This is a genomic window from Xanthomonas arboricola pv. juglandis (assembly GCF_001013475.1).
Classification (GTDB): Bacteria; Pseudomonadota; Gammaproteobacteria; order Xanthomonadales; family Xanthomonadaceae; genus Xanthomonas; species Xanthomonas arboricola.
In genome coordinates, this window is record NZ_JZEF01000005.1 from 155121 (window position 1) to 176048 (window position 20928).

The 20928-nt window shown below is 66.1% G+C and carries 16 protein-coding genes and 1 tRNA gene; 4 read left to right on the plus strand and 13 right to left on the minus strand.

Features of this window, described 5'->3' with window-relative positions:
- Positions 1–33: 33 nt before the first annotated feature.
- Complete coding sequence (locus XARJCFBP2528_RS17850; protein ID WP_016905003.1) at positions 34–990, minus strand: glycoside hydrolase family 5 protein; 957 nt, start codon at positions 988–990, stop codon at positions 34–36.
- Between the two features lie 481 nt (positions 991–1471).
- Here XARJCFBP2528_RS17850 and XARJCFBP2528_RS17855 point away from each other — a divergent pair, with 481 nt between their 5' ends.
- Positions 1472–3328, plus strand: coding sequence for a putative bifunctional diguanylate cyclase/phosphodiesterase (locus XARJCFBP2528_RS17855; protein ID WP_047124971.1), 1857 nt, complete (start codon positions 1472–1474; stop codon positions 3326–3328).
- 94 nt (positions 3329–3422) lie between these two features.
- Here the strand turns inward: XARJCFBP2528_RS17855 and XARJCFBP2528_RS17860 are convergent, their stop codons facing one another.
- Positions 3423–4985 carry a sodium/sugar symporter gene (locus XARJCFBP2528_RS17860; protein WP_026064936.1) on the minus strand — a complete coding sequence of 521 codons (1563 nt, stop codon included), beginning with the start codon at positions 4983–4985 and terminating at the stop codon, positions 3423–3425.
- A gap of 257 nt (positions 4986–5242) precedes the next feature.
- A complete protein-coding gene (locus tag XARJCFBP2528_RS17865) occupies positions 5243–7855 on the minus strand; it encodes a glycoside hydrolase family 3 protein (RefSeq protein WP_047125009.1) in 2613 nt (870 codons plus the stop codon).
- A 435-nt stretch (positions 7856–8290) separates the two neighbouring features.
- On the opposite strand from XARJCFBP2528_RS17865, the gene XARJCFBP2528_RS17870 reads away from it, so the two are divergent.
- Complete coding sequence (locus XARJCFBP2528_RS17870) at positions 8291–10246, plus strand: PhoX family protein (protein WP_039815758.1); 1956 nt, start codon at positions 8291–8293, stop codon at positions 10244–10246.
- Between the two features lie 683 nt (positions 10247–10929).
- Here the strand turns inward: XARJCFBP2528_RS17870 and XARJCFBP2528_RS17875 are convergent.
- From XARJCFBP2528_RS17875 to pcnB, 8 genes are all read right to left on the minus strand, one after another.
- The gene (locus XARJCFBP2528_RS17875; protein ID WP_047124972.1) at positions 10930–11553 is read right to left on the minus strand and encodes an ATPase; all 624 of its coding nucleotides are present in this window, start codon (positions 11551–11553) and stop codon (positions 10930–10932) included.
- Positions 11554–11556: 3 nt separating this feature from the next.
- Positions 11557–11901, minus strand: coding sequence for a type II toxin-antitoxin system prevent-host-death family antitoxin (locus XARJCFBP2528_RS17880; protein ID WP_047124973.1), 345 nt, complete (start codon positions 11899–11901; stop codon positions 11557–11559).
- A 153-nt stretch (positions 11902–12054) separates the two neighbouring features.
- Complete coding sequence (gene pgi, locus XARJCFBP2528_RS17885) at positions 12055–13569, minus strand: glucose-6-phosphate isomerase (RefSeq protein WP_016905038.1); 1515 nt, start codon at positions 13567–13569, stop codon at positions 12055–12057.
- On the minus strand, positions 13566–13946 hold the full coding sequence (panD, locus tag XARJCFBP2528_RS17890) for an aspartate 1-decarboxylase (RefSeq protein WP_016905039.1): 381 nt from the start codon (positions 13944–13946) through the stop codon (positions 13566–13568). Before panD ends, pgi begins: the two co-directional genes overlap by 4 nt.
- Before the next feature lie 176 nt (positions 13947–14122).
- Positions 14123–14965 (minus strand): pantoate--beta-alanine ligase, encoded by an 843-nt coding sequence (gene panC, locus XARJCFBP2528_RS17895; protein WP_047124974.1) that lies wholly within the window; start codon positions 14963–14965, stop codon positions 14123–14125.
- A complete protein-coding gene (gene panB, locus XARJCFBP2528_RS17900; protein WP_016904383.1) occupies positions 14962–15777 on the minus strand; it encodes a 3-methyl-2-oxobutanoate hydroxymethyltransferase in 816 nt (271 codons plus the stop codon). The genes panC and panB overlap by 4 nt, the downstream gene beginning before the upstream one ends.
- Before the next feature lie 35 nt (positions 15778–15812).
- On the minus strand, positions 15813–16298 hold the full coding sequence (gene folK, locus XARJCFBP2528_RS17905; protein WP_016904382.1) for a 2-amino-4-hydroxy-6-hydroxymethyldihydropteridine diphosphokinase: 486 nt from the start codon (positions 16296–16298) through the stop codon (positions 15813–15815).
- 3 nt (positions 16299–16301) lie between these two features.
- A complete protein-coding gene (gene pcnB, locus XARJCFBP2528_RS17910; protein WP_016904381.1) occupies positions 16302–17669 on the minus strand; it encodes a polynucleotide adenylyltransferase PcnB in 1368 nt (455 codons plus the stop codon).
- 47 nt (positions 17670–17716) lie between these two features.
- Here pcnB and XARJCFBP2528_RS17915 point away from each other — a divergent pair.
- Positions 17717–17791 (plus strand) — tRNA-Glu (locus XARJCFBP2528_RS17915).
- A gap of 425 nt (positions 17792–18216) precedes the next feature.
- Here the strand turns inward: XARJCFBP2528_RS17915 and folE2 are convergent.
- A complete protein-coding gene (gene folE2, locus XARJCFBP2528_RS17920) occupies positions 18217–19140 on the minus strand; it encodes a GTP cyclohydrolase FolE2 (protein ID WP_026064790.1) in 924 nt (307 codons plus the stop codon).
- 36 nt (positions 19141–19176) lie between these two features.
- Positions 19177–20337 (minus strand): N-acetylmuramoyl-L-alanine amidase, encoded by a 1161-nt coding sequence (locus XARJCFBP2528_RS17925; protein ID WP_016904377.1) that lies wholly within the window; start codon positions 20335–20337, stop codon positions 19177–19179.
- A 220-nt stretch (positions 20338–20557) separates the two neighbouring features.
- On the opposite strand from XARJCFBP2528_RS17925, the gene XARJCFBP2528_RS17930 reads away from it, so the two are divergent.
- A complete protein-coding gene (locus XARJCFBP2528_RS17930) occupies positions 20558–20782 on the plus strand; it encodes a hypothetical protein (protein ID WP_039510717.1) in 225 nt (74 codons plus the stop codon).
- Positions 20783–20928 lie beyond the last annotated feature (146 nt).

Here is a 20928-nt window from a genome sequence, read left to right on the forward strand (position 1 = left end):
AAAACCAAAGACGCTGGCTGCAGGGCTTCACTCTCAACGTGGGCCGAACACGCTCGCCCTGCGCGAGGTCGCGGTGATGCCATCGGCGCCCAGGATCAGGTTGCGCCCCCAGCTGCTGAGGCGCGTGGCGTTCCAGCCGATTGCGATATCCAGCGATTGCGTGCTGCTGTCGTTGCCCGACCACGACCAGCCCAGATAGCCGACGTTGTATTCGCGGGCACGGCGCATGATCGCTGCCTCGTCCACGTGCGCGCCGCGATGGTCTCCCCCGAACTCGCCGATCACCAGCGCCAGCTTTTTATCGCGGAAGGCGCGCAGATAGTTGTTGACCGTCGCATCGCTGCCGAACACTTCGTACATGTGCACGCTGAAGATCAGGTTGCGGCGGCTGTCGCGCGCCAGCAACGCCGCAGCGTTGTCGCGCATGTAGAACTTCCAGTCCTGGCCCCAGTTCGGCGCATCCACCATCAGGGCGTGGGTCAGTCCGGCCTTGCGCAATGCGGCGATCGCGGTTGCATGGCCGTTGACCCATTCGCTGGCGCTCAACTGATTGCCGAACGGCTCGTTGCCGATGTTGATGATGACCTGGTCTTCGTTGCCGATCAGCGCCTTGCGGATGCTGGTCCAGTACGCAGTCGCGTGGGCCAGACCGGCGGCAGCGCCGTCTTCGCCATAGCCGGTGGTGTCGTGCACTTCCAGCACCGCGATCAGGCCCAGGCTTTTGCAACGCGCGATGATGCGCGACACGTCGGCCTCCGTTGTGCGGTTCCAGCGATAACCGGAACTGAGCACCACGCGCACGCTATTGGCGCCGGTGGCAGCGATGGCAGCCAGGGCCGCGTCGGTACGGCTTGCATACCAGGCGTGCGGCAGATTGACGCCACGCAAGACCACGGTGTTGCCATTGGACTCACGCAGTTGTGTGCCGGACACCGACAGCCCCGCGTGCGCGGCAGACGACACTGCCAGGCCTGCAACGACCAGCAGCATGCGATGGGCAAAACGAGACAACGGTGATTTCACGATCGATTTTCCAGACAGAGGGGAGGACGACGAGCGATGGCGACACTCACAGTGCGCGTGAACACTGTGTCAATTTGACGTGTCAGCCGATGCAACCCCTGTCACATATCGAACAAGCGCCAAAACAGGTGCGCTGAACGATTACGTTGTGATGGGGCAACGAAGCAGGCGCACCCTCAGTGATCGGCAAGGCGTCGCCAATGTTTAGCGGCCGCGCGCCAGCGCCGGCCGCGACGCCGCACGTTTGCTTACATCACGCATGACGCGGGAGTCAGAGCGACCGCGGGCCTGGCGCCCGGCTGTCGCCTCATGCTGTGGCCTGATGCCATCGCGTAGCTGTCGTCCCTGCAGCGGCTCAGTCGCAGCCATCGCGTGGCAAGCCCCGCTTCAACTGAACGGCGCCCAGCGCGATCGGTCAAGGGATTACGCTCCAGGCCGATAGAAGCGCATGCAATCCGCGCTCGCTCCCGCCAAGTCCCCTCCTCCGCCCGTGGTCGACGAGTCGACCCGGTTGTCCGTCCTGCGTGGCCTGTGCCTGCTGGACTCGCCGCCGGACCCGGTGTTCGAGACCATCGCCGCGATGGCCGCCCGCAACCTGGGCGCGGAAATCGCGCTGGTATCGCTGGTGGATGAGCATCGTCAGTGGTTCAAGGCCCGCATCGGCCTGGAACCGCAGGAAACGCCGCGTGACCAGGCGTTCTGCGCGCATGCGATCCGTGCCCCCGAGGTGATGGTAGTGCCCGACGCGCAACTGGATCCGCGCTTTTGCGACAACCCGCTGGTGCTGGGGCCACCCTTCATCCGCTTCTACGCCGGCGCGCCGCTGACGCTGCGCGACGGCCACCGCATCGGCACCTTGTGCGTGATCGGGACCAGCCCGCGTCCGGGCCTGGACGCCGAAGCGATCACCCAACTGGAAGGCCTGCGCGACCTGGCGGTGCTGCGGGTGGAAAACCTGCGCAGCACCACCTACCGCGACGGACCGACCGGGCTGCCCAATCGGTCGCGCTTTGCCGAGGACCTGGATGCCTGGCTGTCGCAACGCGACAGCGCGCCGGCCACCACCGCGGTGGCGGTCGACATCTGCGGCAGCGATTACTTCCGCGACATGGTCAAGGCGCTGGGCTGGGATTATGCCGACGGTTATGTGGCCATCGCCCAGCGTCGGCTGGCAGCGTATCTGCCCGCCGGCACCGCGCTGTATCGGCTGGACCCGACCACCTTCGGCTTTCTGGCCCAGGCCGAAACGCAGCGTCTGTCCGCGCTGTGCACCAAGGTCTCCAAGGCCTTTGCCGAGACGCTGGAACATCAGGGCATTCCGCATACCGCAGTGGCCTCGATTGGCGCGGTCTCGCTGCAGACCAGCTATGGCGCGGCCGACACCATCCGCTCGCTGACCACCTCGGTGGACATCTCGCGCGAACGCGGCGTGCCGTGGAGCATGTACGAGCGCAAGCACGACGTGGCCCAGCGCAACACCTTCCGCCTGCTGGCTTCCCTGCCCGCCGCGCTAGACAGCGCCAGCCAGCTACGCCTGCACTACCAGCCGCGCGTGGACCTGCACGATCACCGCTGCGTCGGAGTGGAGGCGCTGCTGCGCTGGCAGCATCCGATGATTGGCCCGGTGATGCCCGCCGACTTCGTGCCGATGGCCGAGAAGACCGCGCTGATCAACCGCATCACCGCCTGGGTCATCGACAACGGCATCGCCCAGGCCGCGCGCTGGCAGCAACAGGGACTGGATTTCAATCTGGCCTTGAACGTGTCGGCCGCCGATCTGGACCGGCCCGGTTTCGTCGGCCTGCTGCGGCGTGGCCTGGAACGCCACAACCTGGATCCGCGCCGGCTGGAGATCGAATTCACCGAAAGCGCGATGATCCGCCACCCCGAGCATCTGGCCGAGCAATTGGCGGCCATCGCGGCGCTGGGCGTGCATATCGCCATCGACGATTTCGGCACCGGCTACAGCAATTTCAGCTATCTCAAGCAGCTGCCGGCCAGCTCGTTGAAGATCGATCAGTCCTTCATCCGCTCATTGCCGGACAACCGCACCGACCGCACCCTGGTCCCGGCGATGATCCAGCTCGGCCACAGCCTGGGCCAGCGCGTGGTCGCCGAAGGCATCGAGTCGGCAGAGGCCTACACGCAGTTGCGCGCCTGGGGCTGCGACGAAGGCCAGGGCTACTGGATCGCCAAACCGATGCCGGCAGCGGCACTGGAAACCTGGCTGCAGACGCCGTGGTATGAGCAGTTCGAAGCGCCGGTCAACCTGCTCGCCGCAAGCCTGGCCGCTGCGCGCGTGTAAGCGGCGGCAGCACAACGTCCTAAACGCACTGCGGCGCGACACCTGAGTGTCGCGCCGCGTGCGCACAACCAATGTCAGCGGACTGGCTGGGCGATTACCAGAACACCGCGTACAGCGCGATCAGGATCACCACCACTCCGATCGCACCGATCTTGAAGCCCAGCGTGGTGCCGTAAGCCACATCGTCGGTACGGATCAGGTCGCGCGCCTGGGTAGGCGCGGTCATCAACGACACCAGCACCGCCAGCACCAGCGCCGCCACGAACACCACGCCGATGCGGTCCATGAACGGCAGTTCCGGCCAGGCGAACTTGAGCGCGAACGACAGCACCACCGAGCCGATCGCCGCGGTCAGTGCGCCGGCTTCGTTGGCACGCTTCCAGAACAGGCCAAGCATGAAGATCACCACCACGCCGGGCGTAAAGAAGCCGGTGAACTCCTGGATGAACTGGAAGCCCTGATCGAAGTTGCCCAGCAACGGCCGCGCGGTGAGGATGCCGATCACCACCGCCACGATGGCCACGATGCGACCCACGCGCACCAGTTGCTTCTGCTCGGTCTGCGGGCGGAACTTGGCGTAGAAATCCAGAGTGAAGATGGTCGCCACCGAATTGATCTTCGACGCCAGCGAGGCCACGATCGCCGCCACCAGCGCCGCGAACACCAGGCCCAGGATGCCGGTCGGTAACAGCTGCATCATGGTCGGATAGGCCTGGTCGGGCTTGGCCAGGTCCGGCGCCAGCACCACCGCGGCGATGCCCGGCACCACGATCACCAACGGCATCAGCAGCTTCAGGAACGCGGCGAACACCATGCCCTTCTGCGCCTCGCCGATGTTCTTGGCCGCCAGCGCGCGCTGGATGATGTACTGGTTGAAACCCCAGTAACTGATGTTCATCACCCACAGACCGCCCAGCAGCACGCTCAGGCCGGGCAGGTCCTTGTAGAACGGGTTGTCCTTGCTCAGGATCATGTGGAAGTGCTCCGGGTGCGCACTCCACAGATGCTTGAAGCCGGCCAGCACGCCGGCACCGTCGCCGATCCGTGCCAGGGTCAGCCCGGCCACCAGCAGGCCGCCCAGCACCAGCAGCGTGACCTGCACGATGTCGGTCAGCGCCACCGCCTTCAGACCGCCGTACAGCTGGTAGACCAGCGCGAATACGCCGATCAACGCCAGGGCCAGGGTCTGGTCCATGCCGGTGACCTGGCTGACCGCGATCGACCCCAGCCACAGGATCGAGGTGAGATTGACGAACACGTACAGCAGCAGCCAGAACACCGCCATCAGGGTGCGGATCCACTTGCCGTACCGCTGTTCCAGGAACTGCGGCATGGTGTAGATGCCGTTGCGCAGGAAGATCGGCAGGAAGAACTTGCCCACGATCAGCAGCGTCAGCGCCGCCATCCACTCGTAGGAGGCGATCGCCAGGCCGATCGCATAACCGGAACCGGCCATGCCGATGATCTGTTCGGCCGAGATGTTCGCGGCGATCAGCGAGGCGCCGATCGCCCACCACGGCAACGACTTGCTGGCAAGGAAGTAATCCTCGGCGCTCTTGCTGTGACCTGCCTTCTCGCGCGAGACCCACTGCGCGAGCACGAAGATGCCGGTCAGATAGACCAGCACAATCACGATATCCAACGTCGCCAAACCCACTGCACTCTCCTGTCTGGCTCTGGGCTGAGCGTCGTGGACCGGACAGGTCTGCAGACTGCCGCCGCCCGCACTACGTGCGTGGCAGCAGCGCGGCGAACCGCAGCTGCAGGCCGTCCCGGCCGATCGACGCGCGCGTCCCGCGGCGGCTGATGACACCACCGCTGAGGGTGGCCGCTGTAACACGTCGCCGGGGCCGGCGACGCATGAATGTGGTTCTTACCTGGGCATACCCGCAAGCGCGCCTGCGGGTGTGCTGCTTACTTGACCGGGCAGTCGAGCGTGACTTCGGCCTCGTTGAGCGCGCCCAGCGCGATCTTCGACACCGACAGGTCCAGCGCCGCAGCGCTTTCGATGCTGGCGACCTGGGTCAGCTTGGTCACATCCGCACCGGCCACTGCGAAGCACTTCAACGGCACGCCCACCACCTTCCACTGGCCTTGCGGCAGCGCGGCCAGAGTCTTCTGCGCATCGACGCGGCCGCCGCACTTGTCGCCACAGCCCACGCCCAGCCACACCGGCGCGGTCACCGCGCTATCGCGGCGCACGGTCAGCTGCAACTGAACATCGCCGTTGCTCTCACGCGAGACATCGACCGGCTTGCCAGACACCAGCAATACGCTGGAGGCCTTGGCACCGGACCAGACCAGACGCCGTGCATCTTCCTGCGCCTTGTGGTCGACCGCGGTTATCTTCAGGCTGCCATCGGACAGACCCACCGGCAGCGTAGTCGCCGGCATGTTGGCCTGGCCGGCATTGGACAGCTGCATCGCAATGCCCAGTGCCGGCTTGCCGCGCACGAAGTACACCCCGCCCACCGACTGCTCGCCGGACACGCCCGATTCCTCCGGCAACGCGGCCAGGTCGCCCTTGTCGGCATAGGTCAGGCCAAAGCCGAACTTGAACTGCGGGTCGTAATCCTTCTGCCCGACGTTGTTGGCGAACTGCACCGCGGTCTTGGGCCAGGAGAAGCTCAGCTTGCCCTTGAAGTCGTTCTGTACCGTGCCATCGGCCTTGCGCAGCAGCACGTCGGCAATGCCCTCACCTTCCGAACCCGGCAACCAGGCGGCGACGAAGGCATCGGCGGCGTTGATGTACTGGTTCATCCACAACGGGCGCCCGCTCAGGAACACCGCCACCACCGGGATGCCTTCGGCCTTGAGCTTCTTGATCAGCGCCAGCTCGCTCTCGTCGCCCGGCTTGTACAGCAGGGTGGCGATGTCGCCCTGGAACTCGGCGTACGGGTTCTCACCGAACACCACCACCGCCACGTCGGGCTTGGTCTTGTACGCACCATCGACTGCCAGCTCGGCCTTGCCGCCGGCAGCCTTGATCTGCTTGTCCAGGCCTTCCCAGATGGTGTTGCCATTGGGGTAGTCGCTGCGCTTGGTGCCGGTGCCCTGCCAGTTCAGCGTCCAGCCGCCGGACTGCTTGCCCATGTCGTTGGCACCGTCGCCCAGCACCAGCACGCGCTTTTTCGGATCCAGCGGCAGGATGCCGGCCTGGTTCTTGAGCAGCACCAGCGACTCGCGCACCGCCTGGCGGGCGATCGCGCGGTGTTCCGGCGCGCCCAGCAATTCGTACTTGCCGCCGAGCGGGCGCTTGGACGGCTTGCCGGCTTCGAACAGGCCCAGGCGCAGCTTGACGCGCAGGATCCGGCGCACCGCATCGTCCAGGCGCTCGGCCGAGATCTGGCCCGACTTCACTGCCGCCAGTTCGGTCTCGTAGATGCCCTTCCAGCTGTCGGAGGCCATCGCCATGTCGACGCCGGCAATGAACGAGGCCGGGCAGTTTTCGTTGGTGCAGCCCTTGACCTGGCCGTGGCCATTCCAGTCGCCGACCACGAAGCCGCCGAAGTTCATGCGGCCCTTGAGCACGTCGGTCAGCATGACCTTGTTGCCGTGCATCTTCTCGCCGTTGAAGCTGTTGAACGAGGCCATCACCGTCTGCGCACCGGCCGCGATCGCCGGTGGGTAACCGGCCGCGTGGATATCGCGCATGGTGGCTTCGGACACCTTGGTGTCGCCCTGGTCCTTGCCGTCGGTGGTGCCGCCGTCGCCGACGAAATGCTTCACCGAGGAAATCACGTGGCTGCCGTCGAGGAACTGCGGGGTGCCGGGCACGCCCTGCACGCCTTCGACCATCTTGCCGGCGAAGCTGGCCACCACGTCCGGCGACTCGGAGTAGCCTTCGTAGCTGCGGCCCCAGCGGTCGTCCTGCGGCACCGCCACGGTCGGTGCGAAGGTCCACTCCATGCCGGTGACGCGGGTTTCGGCGGCGGTGACTTCGCCGATCTGCTTGATCAGCTCCGGGTTGCGCGTGGCACCCAGGCCGATGTTGTGCGGGAACAGCGTGGCGCCGACGATGTTGCTCTGGCCGTGCACCGCATCGATGCCGAAGATGATCGGAATCGCGTTGCCGCCCTTGGAGGTGTCCATCGACGCTTCATAGAAGGCGTCGGCCAGCTTCAACCATTCGGCCGGGCTGGCGTCGTACTTGCCGCCCGGATCGGAATTGCCGCCGGCCAGCACCGAGCCGATGCGGTACTTGCGCACATCGTCCGGGGTCATGCTGGCAATGTCGCCCTGGATGGTCTGCGCGACCTTCTCTTCGACGCTCATCTTGGCCATCACATCGGTGATGCGCTGCTCCAGGGCCTGGTCCTGGGCGAATGGCCACTTCGGCGACGGCCACTGGTCGGGATGGATCGTGGTGGACGCCTCGGCAGGTGCGGCGGCCGGTGCGGTCTTGCTCGCCTCGGCAGCGGTGTCCTTGCCTTGGCAGGCGGCCAGCATCAGCACCGCAGCGGCGGTGGCCAGAGAGAGGGCACGACGCGCGACAGGCGCGGCGGTACGACGAAGCAGCTTGTCCAAGATCCAGGTCTCCAGGTGGTTCTCCCCACGGCGATGCGTGACGCCGCAGGCCATTAGGCGGCGTACGCTTGCGTGATTCCCCTACCCTGTCAACAACGCGCGCTTGTATGCCAAACGACGGCCAACTTATTGGCCCGGGCTATAGGCTTGGAATACCGGCAGCACCTGTCAAACCACGGCAAAGCGTCGAATCCGGCGTGGCGCTTGATCTTTCGCGGCAGCGCAGTTTGCTGCAATGCACCACTGACCGCGATCACCATTGCGCAGCTCCTGTCACCTGCACGCGCGTTGCTGGGTTCGCTTGCTGCACCGTGTACGAACGCCCGCCAACGGGTGAGCTCGCCGTCAAACAACTGTCATACCTCGGGCCTAGCGTGACCGGCTTGCCGATGCGCCACCGGCCATCGTTGATCGTCGTCTTTGCCTGGAGTTTCGATGTCTGCCTCCCCCGATCCCGCCCGCCGCCGCCTGATGCAGTTGCTGGCGTCCGTCCCGCTGTTGCCGCTGGGCAGCGCCAGCGCCGCCGCCCTGCAACACCTCGGCGGCGCCGCACTGGCCGCACACCCGTTGCGGCCGTCGGACAACCCGACCCAGCCGATGTCGGCCACCTTCCATGGCATGCCCGCACCCAGCCTGGCCAACCCCGCGGCGATGGCCACCACCACGGTGGGGTCGGCGCTGACGGTGGCGCGCAGCGACGGCAGCAGCCAGCGTTATGCGCTTGCGTACCACCCGTTCTTCGTCACCGGCGACCAGGTGCCCGACGGCAAGGGCGGCACCGTGCTGGCCGGTGGCTATTACGACATCCAGCATCGGCCGATCATCGACCGCTCCAAACCCGGTGCCGAACGCCCGTTCTTTTCCGATTGCCCGGACGGCTCCTCGCTGCTGACCCTGCCCGATGCCAAGGTGCCCGGGGTCAAGGGCAACCACGTATTTGCGGTGGTGCAGTTCGAATACACCACCCGCGACCAGGCCGGCAACGACACCAACCGCCACCTGCCCGCGCCGATCGCGGTGCTGACGCTGGATCAGGACCCGGCCACCGGCAAGCTGTCGCTGGTGAAATACCACAACGTCGACACCGCGCCGGTGCACGGGCTGTGGACCACCTGCGGCGCCAGCCTGTCGCCATGGAATACCCACCTGTCCAGCGAAGAGTACGAACCCGACGCCACCGCGCTGGCCGGCAACACCCAGTTCCGCAGCTACAGCACCCATCTGTACGGCGACCCGGAAAAAGCCAACCCGTATCACTACGGCCACCTGCCCGAAATCACCGTGCACCCGGACGGCACCGGGAGCGTGCGCAAGCACTACTGCCTGGGCCGCATCTCGCACGAGCTGGTGCAGGTGATGCCCGACCAGCGCACCGTGCTGATGGGCGACGACGCCACCAATGGCGGTCTTTTCATGTTCATTGCCGACCGCAAGGCGGACCTGTCGGCCGGCACCTTGTACGTGGGCAAGTGGCAGCAGACCTCGGGCGTGGGCCCGGGTGCGGCCACGTTGCGCTGGATCAAGCTCGGCCACGCCACCAGCGCCGAGATCCAGGCCATGGCCGACCGCCTGACCGCCGCCGACATCCTCGACGTGCATCTGAGCGACCCGGGCGATGCCTCGTTTACCAAGATCCCGTTCAACGGCACCTTCAACTGGATCCGCATCAAGCCGGGCATGGAGAAGGCGGCGACCTATCTGGAAACCCATCGCTACGCGGCGCTGGCCGGCGGCAGCCTGGGCTTCACCAAGCTCGAAGGCACCACCGTCAACGCGCGCGACAAGATCGCCTACATGGCGATGTCCTACATCGTCACCAGCATGCGCAACGGCTCGGGCGATGTGAAAGTGGAAGGCCCGGATGCAGGTGCGGTGTACGCCCTGAATCTGCGCGGCGGCCAGCGCGACAACCACGGCGCGCCGATCCACAGCGACTGGGTGCCGATCGACATGGCCGCACCGGCTGCGCTCACCGGCCACGATCTGGCCAAGGCCGACGCGCTGGGCAACCTGGCCGACCCGGAACGGCTGGCCAACCCGGACAACCTCAAGTTCTCCGAAGCGCTGCGCACCTTATTCATCGGCGAAGACAGCAGCCTGCACGTGAACAATTTCCTGTGGGCCTACAACGTGGACAGCGGCACGCTGACGCGGGTGCTGTCGGTGCCGGCCGGCGCCGAATCCACCGGCCTGCACGCGGTCGACCAGATCCACGGCTGGACCTACGTGATGAGCAATTTCCAGCATCCCGGCGACTGGGAAAGCCCGCTGCACGACACCGTCAAGGCCACGCTGGATCCGCTGATCCGCGCCAACTACAAGAACCGCTTCGGCGCAGCGGTGGGCTACCTCACCGGCGACCCGGTGGCGGTGAAGCTGGGCAAGGCGTAAGCGCCGCCGTTGCAGTTGCAGCGCTGCGTGACGCTACAGCCGACACGTGCAGCACGGGGTTTTCGCTGCTGTCGCAAGGCCAGTAGGAGCGCACCTGGGCGCGAGGAGCTTTGCCGGTATGCCTGTCGCGCCCGGGTGCGCTCCTACGGGTGAGGCCGACACGTGCAGCGTGGCGTTCTCGCTGCTGTCGCAAGGCCGGTAGGAGCGCACCCGGGCGCGAGGAGCTTTTGCCGGTATGGCCTGTCGCGCCTGGGTGCGCTCCTACGGGTGAGACTGACACGTGCAGCGTGGCGTTCTCGCTGCTGTCGCAAGGCCAGTAGGAACGCACCTGGGCGCGAGGAGCTTTGCCGGTATGGCCTGTCGCGCCCGGGTGCGCTCCTACGGGTGAGGCCGACACGTGCAGCGTGGCGTTCCCGCTGCTGTCGCAAGGCCGGTAGGAGCGCACCTGGGCGCGAGGAGCTTTGCTGGTATGGCCTGTCGCGCCCGGGTGCGCTCCTACGGGTGAGGCTCACACGTGCAGCGTGGCGTTCTCGCTGCTGTCGCGATGCCGGTAGGAGCGCACCTGGGCGCGAGGAGCTTTGCCGGTATGCCTGTCGCGCCCGGGGGCGCTCCTACGGGTGAGGCCGATGGATGTCTGGCCGTGTCGGTGAGAAGCGGATCAGACCGCAAGTGCCTGAGCGCGGTCAGGACTGCCGCAACTCCAGCGCCGCCATCACGATGGGCTTGGCCCATTCGGGCACCTGCGCCAATTCTTCGCGCGTTTGCGGGTACTGCAGGCCGTCGCGGTCCAGTTCCAGCACCAGCAGCGGCGCGACCTGCGCGGTCGCGTCGGCGGGCGCGCTGTTGTCGTAGACATGCAGCACCGCCAGGTGCGGCAACAGCGCGATCAGGTTGGCGCGCGAGGCATCGTATCGCTCACGGATCTTGTGCTCGGGGATGGCGTGTCCGCCGGCGGACACGCGCGCCGCGACACGTGCGATATGCAGCTCGACGCTCGACAAACCGCAAAACCAGATCGCCACCGTGTGCGTCGCGCAGGCCTGCCGCAGCAGGCGCGGGATGGTCGTGGCGCCCAGGGTGGTTTCGAATGCATAGTCGTGACCGGCGTCCATGGCCTGACGCAGCCGCCGCACACCTTCTTGCCAGGCCTGCGCATTGGCGTCTTCGGGTGACCAGCCCTGCTCCACCAGGTCCCGGGTGAACGCATCCGGGTTGAACCAGGTGGCGCCGTCTTCCCGCAGCAGACTGCCCAGCAGCGAACTTTTTCCAGCGCCGTTGACGCCGGCCAGCACCAGAATGTTTCCCACGGTTTAGAGCGACGGCCCCAGGGCGATCTTCCTGCCCCGGCGTGCCGGCTTGCCGATCACCTGGGCCAGACCTGCGCCATCGGTCACCGCCGCAAGATGCGCATCGAACCTGGTCTGCAATGCCTGCAGCGACTGCATGCGCGTCGAGGCAGCCGTCGCTGCGCTCGCCTGACTGACCAGCCGGCGATATTCCTCCGCGTCCACCACCACCGCCTCGGGATGGTTGTGGTTGGTGATGACCACCGCTCCATGCGAGCGCACCTTGCGCATCAGGCTGGGCCAGCCCTTCACCTTGATATCGGCGGCGGGAGATTTTTCGAGCTCGGGCAGATCCTGGAGGCGAGACATGGGACGGTCCTGCGCGCTGCGGTGACACCAGCCTACTCGCGATTCCCCATTTTGGGAAATTTGGCCATTTCGGCCCCACGTCATACCAGGCTTCCAGAAACGCAACGGGGCCCGCAGGCCCCGTTGTCGTCGTGTCACCGCTGCGTAACAGGCTCAGCCGCGCAGCTTTGCCAGCAGTTCGCGTGTCACCGGGTCGGCCACGTCGGCCGACTCGCCCTTCAACGCCGGCAGCAACTGGCTGGCCAGCTGCTTGCCCAGTTCCACACCGAACTGGTCGAACGCATTGATGCCCCACATCACCGACTGCACGTAGACGCTGTGCTCGTACATCGAGATCAGCGCACCCAGCGCCTGCGGGGTCAGCGCATCGAGCAGGATCACCGTGCTCGGCCGGCCGCCCGGATAGCTGCGGTGCGGATCGCTGCTGTCCTGGCCGTTGGCCAGCGCTTCGGTCTGCGCCAACACGTTGGCCATCAGTGCGACATGGTTTTCCGCATACGGATCGTCGTTGTGCACGGTGCCGATGAAATCGGCCGGCACCACGCTGGTGCCCTGATGCAGCGCCTGGAAAAAGCTGTGCTGCACATCGGTGCCCGCACCGCCCCACCACACCGACACGGTATCGCTGTCCACTGCAGAACCGTCGAGCTTGACTCGCTTGCCCAGGCTTTCCATCACCAGCTGCTGCAGGTAGGCCGGCAGCAGCGCCAGGCGTTGGTCGTAGGTCATCACCGCATGCGTGGCGCTGCCGAGCAGGTTGCGGTTCCACACCGCAGTCAGGCCGTGCAGCACGGCGACGTTTTCTTCCAGCGGCGTGTTGAGCGCATGCGCGTCGAACTGCGCGGCGCCCTCCAGCAGTTGTTCGAAACGTTCGAAACCGATCGCCAAGGCGATCGGAAAACCCACCGCCGACCACAGCGAATAACGCCCGCCGACCCAGTCCCACATCGGCAGCACGCGACTCGACGCGATGTCGAAGGCCTTGGCGGCGCGCTCGGGATTTGCGCTCACTGCGTACAGGCGTTCGCTGCCGCCCAGCCAGGCGTGCAGGATGCCGCCGTTGAGCAGCGTCTCCTGCGTGCCGAAGGTCTTGGAGATCAGGATGCCGGCAGTGCGCGCCGGGTCCAGCGTCGCCAGCGTGCGCTGCATCGCCGCGCCGTCGACATTGGAGACGAAATGCACGCGCAAACGCGCACCCGACGGCGCACGCAAGGCATCGGCCACCAGCCGCGGACCCAGGTCCGAGCCGCCGATGCCGACGCTGACGATATCGGTGACATCGGTGGCTTCCAGCTGGCCGATCAGCGCGCCCATGCGTTGGCGTACTTCCGCAGCGGTTGCATACGCTTCGGAGGCCACCGGCGCATCGGTCAGATCGCCGCGCAACGCGGTATGCAGCGCAGCGCGTTGTTCGGTGACATTGACCTGCTCGCCGCGGAAAAGGCGTTGAAACGCGCCGGCCAGATCACGCTCGCGCGCGATGGCGAACAAGGCATCGAGCGCGGCGCGGTCGTACTTCTGCCGCGCGAAGTTGAAATACAACGGACCGACCTGCCTGGCGTACTGCGTCGGCCGTTGCGGCTCGGCGACAAGCAATGCGGGGATGGCAGCGCCACGCAGGCGCTGAGCGTGGGCGTGAAGCGCGTCGAATCCGTTGGTATGTGTCATGCGGCCTGCGTGGGGATGCTGTGGTTGGTGTGGGTGATCTTGTTGCTCCCATCCACATATACCAGATTGGGCTTGAAGGTCTCGGCTTCGGCTTCGCTCATGCTGGCGAAAGCGGCCACAATGATCAGATCGCCCACCTGCACGTGACGCGCGGCGCCGCCGTTGAGCGAGATGATGCCGCTGCCTTCATCGGCACGAATGGCATAGGTGCTGAAACGCGCACCGTTGGTGACGTCCCAGATATGCACCTGTTCGAACTCACGGATACCGGTGGCTTCCAGCAGCAGGCCGTCGATGGCGATCGAGCCTTCGTAATTGAGCTCGGAATGGGTGACGGTGGCGCGGTGGATCTTGGCTTTCAACAGGGACAGGTGCATGACAGGCAACGGCAAAGGAAAGCCGGCATTTTAGCGGAAAGCGCCGGTGTCCACCGGCCTGCCCCACAATCGGTCGTGAGGGCTTCAGGCCGGCGCTGGACAAACGCGCTTGTGCGCCTGTGCGCCGGCAGCGTCGGTCACGCCTGATGCCGCGCCTGCAGCAGAGTTCGGACCGTTCAGAATTCCAGGTTGTCGATCAGCCGCGTGCTGCCCAGACGGGCGGCGACCAAGGCCACGCGCGCGCCACCATGGCTGTCGCCCGGCTCGCTCAGGTCGGGCAGCCGCACCACCGCGTAATCGACGCGGAAACCGGCCTGTTCCAGCGCCTGGGTGGCGGTATCTTCGACCTGCGCACGCGGCGTGCCGGCGGCGTAGCCGTCGCGCATCTGCAGCAGCACCTTGCGGATCCGGGTCGAACGCGGGCGCTCGTCGGCGGTCAGATACTGGTTGCGCGAACTCATCGCCAGGCCGTCGGCCTCGCGCACGATGCTGCCGCCCAGGATCTCGATCGGGAATGCCAGGTCGGCCACCATCTGGCGGATCACCGCCAGCTGCTGATAGTCCTTCTTGCCGAAGGCGGCCACGTCCGGCTGCACCTGATTGAACAGCCGCGCCACCACCGTGCACACGCCGTCGAAATGCCCCGGCCGGCACACCCCTTCCAGCACGTCGCTGACGCCCGGCGCATGGATCGGCGTGGCCAGTGCGGTACCGAGCGGATACATGGTGTCCACATCCGGCAGCCATAGCGCATCGCAGCCGGCGTCTTCCAGGCCGCGCAGGTCGGCTTCGGGCGTGCGCGGGTAACGCGCAAAGTCTTCGTTGGGGCCGAACTGGGTCGGATTGACGAACACGCTCGACACCACCCGATCGGCGTACTGGCGCGCCAGCATCACCAGCGAATAGTGGCCGGCATGCAGGTTGCCCATGGTCGGCACCAGCGCCACGCGCAAGCCCTCACGCTTCCAGCCGGTGACCAGCGCGCGCAGGGTGGAAAGATCGGTCAGGGTCTGGATCATGCGGCGTACGCGTGCGCTGCATCGGGGAAACTGCCGTCGCGCACGGCCCGGGCGTAAGCGCGCACCGCGCCCGCCACCGAGCCGCCTTCGGCGAGGAAATCCTTGACGAACTTGGGACGGCGATGGCCGCTGTCCAGGCCCAGCATGTCGTGCATCACCAGCACCTGGCCATCGCAGCCGGGACCGGCGCCAATGCCGATGGTGGGCACGCCGAGCTCGGCGCTGACCTGTGCGGCGATCGGCGTGGGCACGCATTCCAGCACGATCAGGCTGGCGCCGGCATCGACAACGGCCTGCGCATCGCGGCGCAACTGCTCGCCGGCTTCGCCGCGCCCCTGCACGGTGTAACCGCCAAAACGCAGCACCGATTGCGGGGTCAGCCCCAGGTGCGAGCAGACCGGGATCTCGCGCTCGACCAGATAGCGGATCACCTCGAGCTTGTGCCCGGCGCCTTCGAGCTTGACCATCTCCGCGCCGGCCTGCAGCAGTCGGGTGGCAGCGTCCAGTGCGCGCTCCGGCGTGGCATCGGCCTGGAACGACAGATCGGCCACCAGCAACGCCCGCTCCAGCACCCGCGCCACCGCGGCGGTGTGGTAGACCATGTCGGCGGTGGTCACCGGCAAGGTGGAATCGTGCCCCTGCACCACCATGCCCAGCGAATCGCCGACCAGGATCAGGTCGACGCCGTTGGCATCGAAGGTCCGTGCGAATCCGGCGTCGTAGGCGGTCAACATGACCAGTTTTCGACCCTCGCGCTTGGCCTGCGCCAAGGCGGGCACGGTCCAGGGCTTGCTGTCGGTATGGCTGCTCATGAAGTCATTACGTGGGGTGATGAGCCGGCCATTATCTACCCAATCGGCTCCAGCCCGCAGACCTCGATGGCCTGCAGGGCGTGCCGCACTGTTCCATGGCCCGGAATGACCGCCTCCGGGGCGAGTTCGGACAGCGGCAACAGCGCAAAGGCGCGCGCCTGCAGATGCGGGTGTGGGACCTGCAGGCGCGGCAGGTCGATCACCTGATCGGCGTACAGCAGCAGATCCAGGTCCAGCGTGCGCGGGCCCCAGCGCTCGCCGTCCTGACGCTGCCGGCCGAAGGCCTGCTCGATACCGAGCAAGGCCTCCAGCAGTTGCAGCGGCGCCAACGCGGTACGCAACTGCGCCACCGCATTGATGAAATCGGGCTGGTCTTCGCGGCCCCAGGCCGGCGTGCGGTACAGGCGCGAGGCGGCAATCAAGGTGGTCTGCGGCAGCTCGCCCAGCGCGGCGATGGCCGCGCGCACGCTGGCCTCGGCCGGGCCCAGGTTGGCGCCCAGGCCGACAAAGACGGTCTGCACGCCCTACTCGCCTGCCGGTGCGCCGGTGCGCCGACGGCGACGGCGCCGCTTGCGCGGTGCCCCCTCCTCGCCTTCGTGATCGGCCTGCGCGGTTTCGATCGCATCGACCAGTTCCTGGCCGGAGGACTTCTGTGCCTCGCGCCAGAACTCCACATCGGCTGCGTGATCGGCCGAGGCGAACTGGCGCAGCACCAGGAAATCGAACGCGGCGCGGAAACGCGGATGCGACAAGGTGCGGAACACGCGCTTGCGCTGACGCGAGGAGAAGCGCGTCTGCAGCAGCCAGATTTCCTGCATCGGCAGCGAGAAACGGCGCGGCAACGCCACCCGTTCGAGCTGGTGCAGGGTGACCCGGTCGGCGGCGCGACGCTGCGCATCTTCCGGCTGCACGCCCTGCGCCTGCAGGCCCATCAAGGTGCGGCAGAACGCCGGCCAGAGCAGCAGGGCGAACAGGAACGCCGGCGAGACCGGCTCGTCGTTGGCCACGCGCATATCGGTGTTGCGCAGGCCTTCCAGCACCATGGCGCGCAATGCGCCACTGCGGTTGGATTTCAGGGCCGCCGCACTTTCCGGGAACAGCGCACCGAGCAGGCCGTAACGCTCCAGGCCTTCGAAACTGGCCACGCCGTGCCCGGACAGGAACAGCTTGAGAATCTCTTCGAACAAGCGCGCTGGCGCCGCTTCGGACAATAGACCGGCCAGGCGCGGAATGGGTTCTGCGGTGCCGGCTTCGATGTCGAAGTTCAACTTGGCCGCCAGACGCACCGCGCGCAGCATGCGCACCGGATCTTCCTGGTAGCGCAGCTCCGGGTTGCCGATCAACTTCATCAGGCGCGCCTGCACGTCTTCGAAGCCGCCGCAGTAATCGCGCACCGAGAAATCCTCGATCCCGTAGTACAGCGCGTTGCAGGTGAAGTCGCGACGGATCGCGTCGTCTTCGATGGTGCCGTAGACGTTGTCGCGCACCAACCGGCCGTTATCCAGTTCGCGGTCGCCGCTGCCATCGTCGATGTTGGCGCGGAACGTAGCCACCTCGATGATCTCGCGGCCGAACACCACATGCGCCAGGCGAAAGCGGCGGCCGATCAGGCGACAGTTGCGAAACAGCGCTTTGACTTCTTCCGGCGTGGCGCTGGTGGCCACGTCGAAATCCTTGGGATGGCCGCCGACCAGCAAATCGCGCACCGCGCCGCCGACCAGGTAGGCACCAAAGCCCGATTCGCGCAGGCGATACAACACGCGCAATGCGTTGGGGCTGATGTCCTTGCGCGAGATGGTGTGCTGATCGCGTGGGATGACGCGCAGCGTGAACGGAGATGTAACTGAGGGTTCGATGATGGCGCTTCCGTCTTGTGTTGCAGGATTGCCCAACGGGTTTTAGCGCACTATACTAGCGCGCTGCACAAGACGCACCAAACGCTCCCTTCGTCTAATGGTTAGGACGTGGCCCTCTCAAGGCTAAAACAGGGGTTCGAGTCCCCTAGGGAGCACCACCGTCGTCTGACTGCAGAACACGCCAAGACCCCGCATTGCGGGGTTTTTGCGTTATTGGGCATGGGTGGTTGCCGCTCGCATTGATCCCGCCCAGGGTCAGATAAGCGCAGCTCCCATGGCAACGCCATCGATCCGAGCTGCTGAGATGCGCCGACTGGCTGAGGCCGGTTACGGCGCCGGGCGCTGCGGGTTGCGCCTTGCCGTCGATCGCGCACTTCAGTCCTGCGGCTGCACGTGGTGCACCCTGGCGGCGGCGCATGGGCGTGGCCCTTACCGATCACCCCACTACAAAAATCATGTACGGCCCGATCAACACATAGGCCTGCGCGACAGCGCGTCCGCATCGCCGCAGCGTGCGATCGACCTCGCACTTGCACGCAGCAACGGCAGATCGACGTGGATGTTTGCACTGCATGGCAATTCCTCAGTCGGCCAATGGATGAAACGCGCCGGCATCGCTGTCGGTTTCGGCGGTGGCGTCATGGGCATGCAGACTTTCCAGATGGCGCACCGCCACATGGAAGACGGCATGCCGCTCGGCCAGCACCTTGCGCAACCGCCGCGCGGCATCTTCGACATACATCAGGTTGGCGCCATTCAAGCGGGCAAACGCCTGCTCGTCGATGCGCCGTACCGCCGCCTGCACCGGCGTCGCCAGTGCCTGTTCGCACAGGCCGACCAGTTCGCGGATGTCCAAGCGCTGCACGCATGCGCTCAGCTCCACGCGCACCTGCGCCACGCTGCGCTGGCTGTGCGGCGTGGCGTACGAACCGTTGTGTTGCAGCCATTGCGCAACCTCTGCGACCGGTAACGCATCGCGCCCTTGGTGCTGCTGCAAAAACGCATCGCTCAGCAACTGGCGCGACAAGGCTGCAGAACAGGGACAGGTGGAGGCGTATAGCACATCGACCTGCAACTGCATCTCGGTGCGGCCTGCCCTGGATTGCGCATCGATGCGCACCGGATAGGCGCGCCAACCGCTCAGCCCTTCGCTGCGCAGCGCCGGCATCCGCAGCATCAACTCGAAGTTCAGCGCCAGCCGCGCCGCACGGCTGCCGCAATCGGCATGACTGTCGATCAGCGCCTGCAGCAGATGTGACACCATCGCCGGCGACACCGGCTGCTCCAGATGCCGATCCAGCAGGCGGTACAAGCGCGACATGTGGATGCCCTTGAGCTCCGGGCGCGGCAGATCCACCTGCACGCTGGCACGCGCGGCCACGCTGCCGCTGGGCCCGGCATCGGCCAGGCGCAGCGGCACGGCGATGTCCTGCATGCCGACCCAGCGCAGCGGCGCGCTCAGCGGGGAAGGTTCGGTAACGGCAACATCGGGAAGCGTGGCGGACATCGAAAGCTCGTAGAAGGAGATGAGGGCAATCGCGCCTCAGGCGCGACCGGGAAACATCTGAAAGTAATCGTCGATACCGGCATGCAGCGTTTGCGCCAGTTCGTCCTGATGCGTATCGCCGCACAGCCGCCGGCAATCGTCGCGATTGCTCATGAAGCCGGTTTCCACCAGCAACGACGGAATATCCGGTGACTTCAACACGGCAAAGCCGGCCTGCCCGACCTGGTCCTGATGCAGCCGCGTCACCTGCTGCAGCCTCCCGAGCATCAACTTGCCGAACGCCACGCTGCTGGCGATGGTGCCGCTCAGCGACAGGTCGGCCAGCACCTGCGACAACACCGGATTGCTGGGCACGCGCAAGCGGCGCGCGCTGTCGCCCATGTCGTCGGCGGCGTTTTCGCTGTCGGCGATCCAGCGCGCCAATGCAGAGCTGGCGCCGTTCTGCGACAAGGCAAACACCGACGCGCCGCGCGCCTGGCTGCTGGGCGCAGCATCGGCATGGACGGACACGAACAGATCGGCATTGTGGCGATGGGCAATCAACACCCGCTCGTGCAACGCCACGAAGCGATCGTCGCTGCGGATCATGGTCGGCCGGTAACGCGGATCGGCCGCCAGACGCTGGTGCAGCCGCCCCGCGACCGCCATGGCCACATGCTTCTCGTAGCGCGCATCGGCACTGACCGCGCCGGGATCCTTGCCACCGTGACCGGCGTCGATGGCGACCACGTAGGGATGCAGGCGGGAGCGCGTGGGCGCAGCCGCCGCAACGGCCGGCTCGGTCGGATCGGCTGCGGACAACGACGCAGTGCCGGACACAGCAGCAAGATCGACCACCAGTGCACCATCCTCCCAGCGCGCCGTGGCTGTCAGCGGCTGCGCCAGATCGAGCACCACGCGCAGCCCATCAGCATGCGGGCCGCTGCGGATGGCGACGACGGCGAGACCTTCGGGCAATGGATCCATCTGCGGCGGCTGCGCCGAAATGCCCGACAGGTCGATGACCAAGCGCGCTGGATTGGACAGGCTGAAGCTGCGGTAGGCGACCTGCGTACTCAATGCGAGCCGAAGTCGCAGCCCCGCATCCTGACGCTGCAGATTGCAGCTGCGCAGCAGCGGCAGCGGCTGCGCGTGGACCAGGCGCGGCGACAGCAGCAAGGCTGCGCCGACGGTGTGCAACACCTGCCGCCGCCTCATCGGGCCAACCCCACTGGATCGACGCGGCCACCGCGCCGCTTCGAGCACGGGAGGTTCGGCATGGTGACCAGGCAAACAACACTCTGCGGCAAGGGACGCGACACGGCGTAACCAGACGAACGATGGAGTCAAGTGTTATAAAGTAACACTAATCGCGCAAATGCAAGCCCGCCGCGGCCCGCCAACGCCCTCACGTTCACTCTTGCCGAAGAGCATCACGATGTCGCCCATCATCCCCGACAGCTATACCGCCTGGCGCCACTGCATCGAAGTCGACTGCGCCCAGCCGCTGACCGCCCCTTTCATCGCCCAACGACTCGCCAGCCTGCGCGACCTCGGCGACCACCACACCCAGCAGTTCTTGCGTCGTTGGGGCGAACCTCATCATCGGCGAGTGATTGGATGGTTTGAACGAGCGCTCCAGGATTTGGAACCAACGTATTAGGTGTCACCCGGGCTTGGTGCTCAAAGAAGCAGTCAGGGAGTTGTGCACCTAGCGACCTGGGCCATATCTGGAATCGCGTGACTTACTACGTTTAGCAAAACACTATTGCTTGCGTGAGAATTAGTAAGGCTTTTTCAGTAAGATCA

What these genes read in the sequence shown, in the direction of transcription:
- panB (WP_016904383.1), bottom strand. Translation starts at nt 15,777, where the DNA reads ATGAGCAGCCATACCGACAGCAAGCCCTGGACCGTGCCCGCCTTGGCG.
- XARJCFBP2528_RS17855 (WP_047124971.1), top strand. Translation starts at nt 1,472, where the DNA reads ATGCAATCCGCGCTCGCTCCCGCCAAGTCCCCTCCTCCGCCCGTGGTC.
- XARJCFBP2528_RS17930 (WP_039510717.1), top strand. Translation starts at nt 20,558, where the DNA reads ATGTCGCCCATCATCCCCGACAGCTATACCGCCTGGCGCCACTGCATC.
- XARJCFBP2528_RS17880 (WP_047124973.1), bottom strand. Translation starts at nt 11,901, where the DNA reads ATGTCTCGCCTCCAGGATCTGCCCGAGCTCGAAAAATCTCCCGCCGCC.
- folE2 (WP_026064790.1), bottom strand. Translation starts at nt 19,140, where the DNA reads ATGTCCGCCACGCTTCCCGATGTTGCCGTTACCGAACCTTCCCCGCTG.
- panC (WP_047124974.1), bottom strand. Translation starts at nt 14,965, where the DNA reads ATGATCCAGACCCTGACCGATCTTTCCACCCTGCGCGCGCTGGTCACC.
- pgi (WP_016905038.1), bottom strand. Translation starts at nt 13,569, where the DNA reads ATGACACATACCAACGGATTCGACGCGCTTCACGCCCACGCTCAGCGC.
- XARJCFBP2528_RS17870 (WP_039815758.1), top strand. Translation starts at nt 8,291, where the DNA reads ATGTCTGCCTCCCCCGATCCCGCCCGCCGCCGCCTGATGCAGTTGCTG.
- XARJCFBP2528_RS17925 (WP_016904377.1), bottom strand. Translation starts at nt 20,337, where the DNA reads ATGAGGCGGCGGCAGGTGTTGCACACCGTCGGCGCAGCCTTGCTGCTG.
- XARJCFBP2528_RS17850 (WP_016905003.1), bottom strand. Translation starts at nt 990, where the DNA reads ATGCTGCTGGTCGTTGCAGGCCTGGCAGTGTCGTCTGCCGCGCACGCG.
- panD (WP_016905039.1), bottom strand. Translation starts at nt 13,946, where the DNA reads ATGCACCTGTCCCTGTTGAAAGCCAAGATCCACCGCGCCACCGTCACC.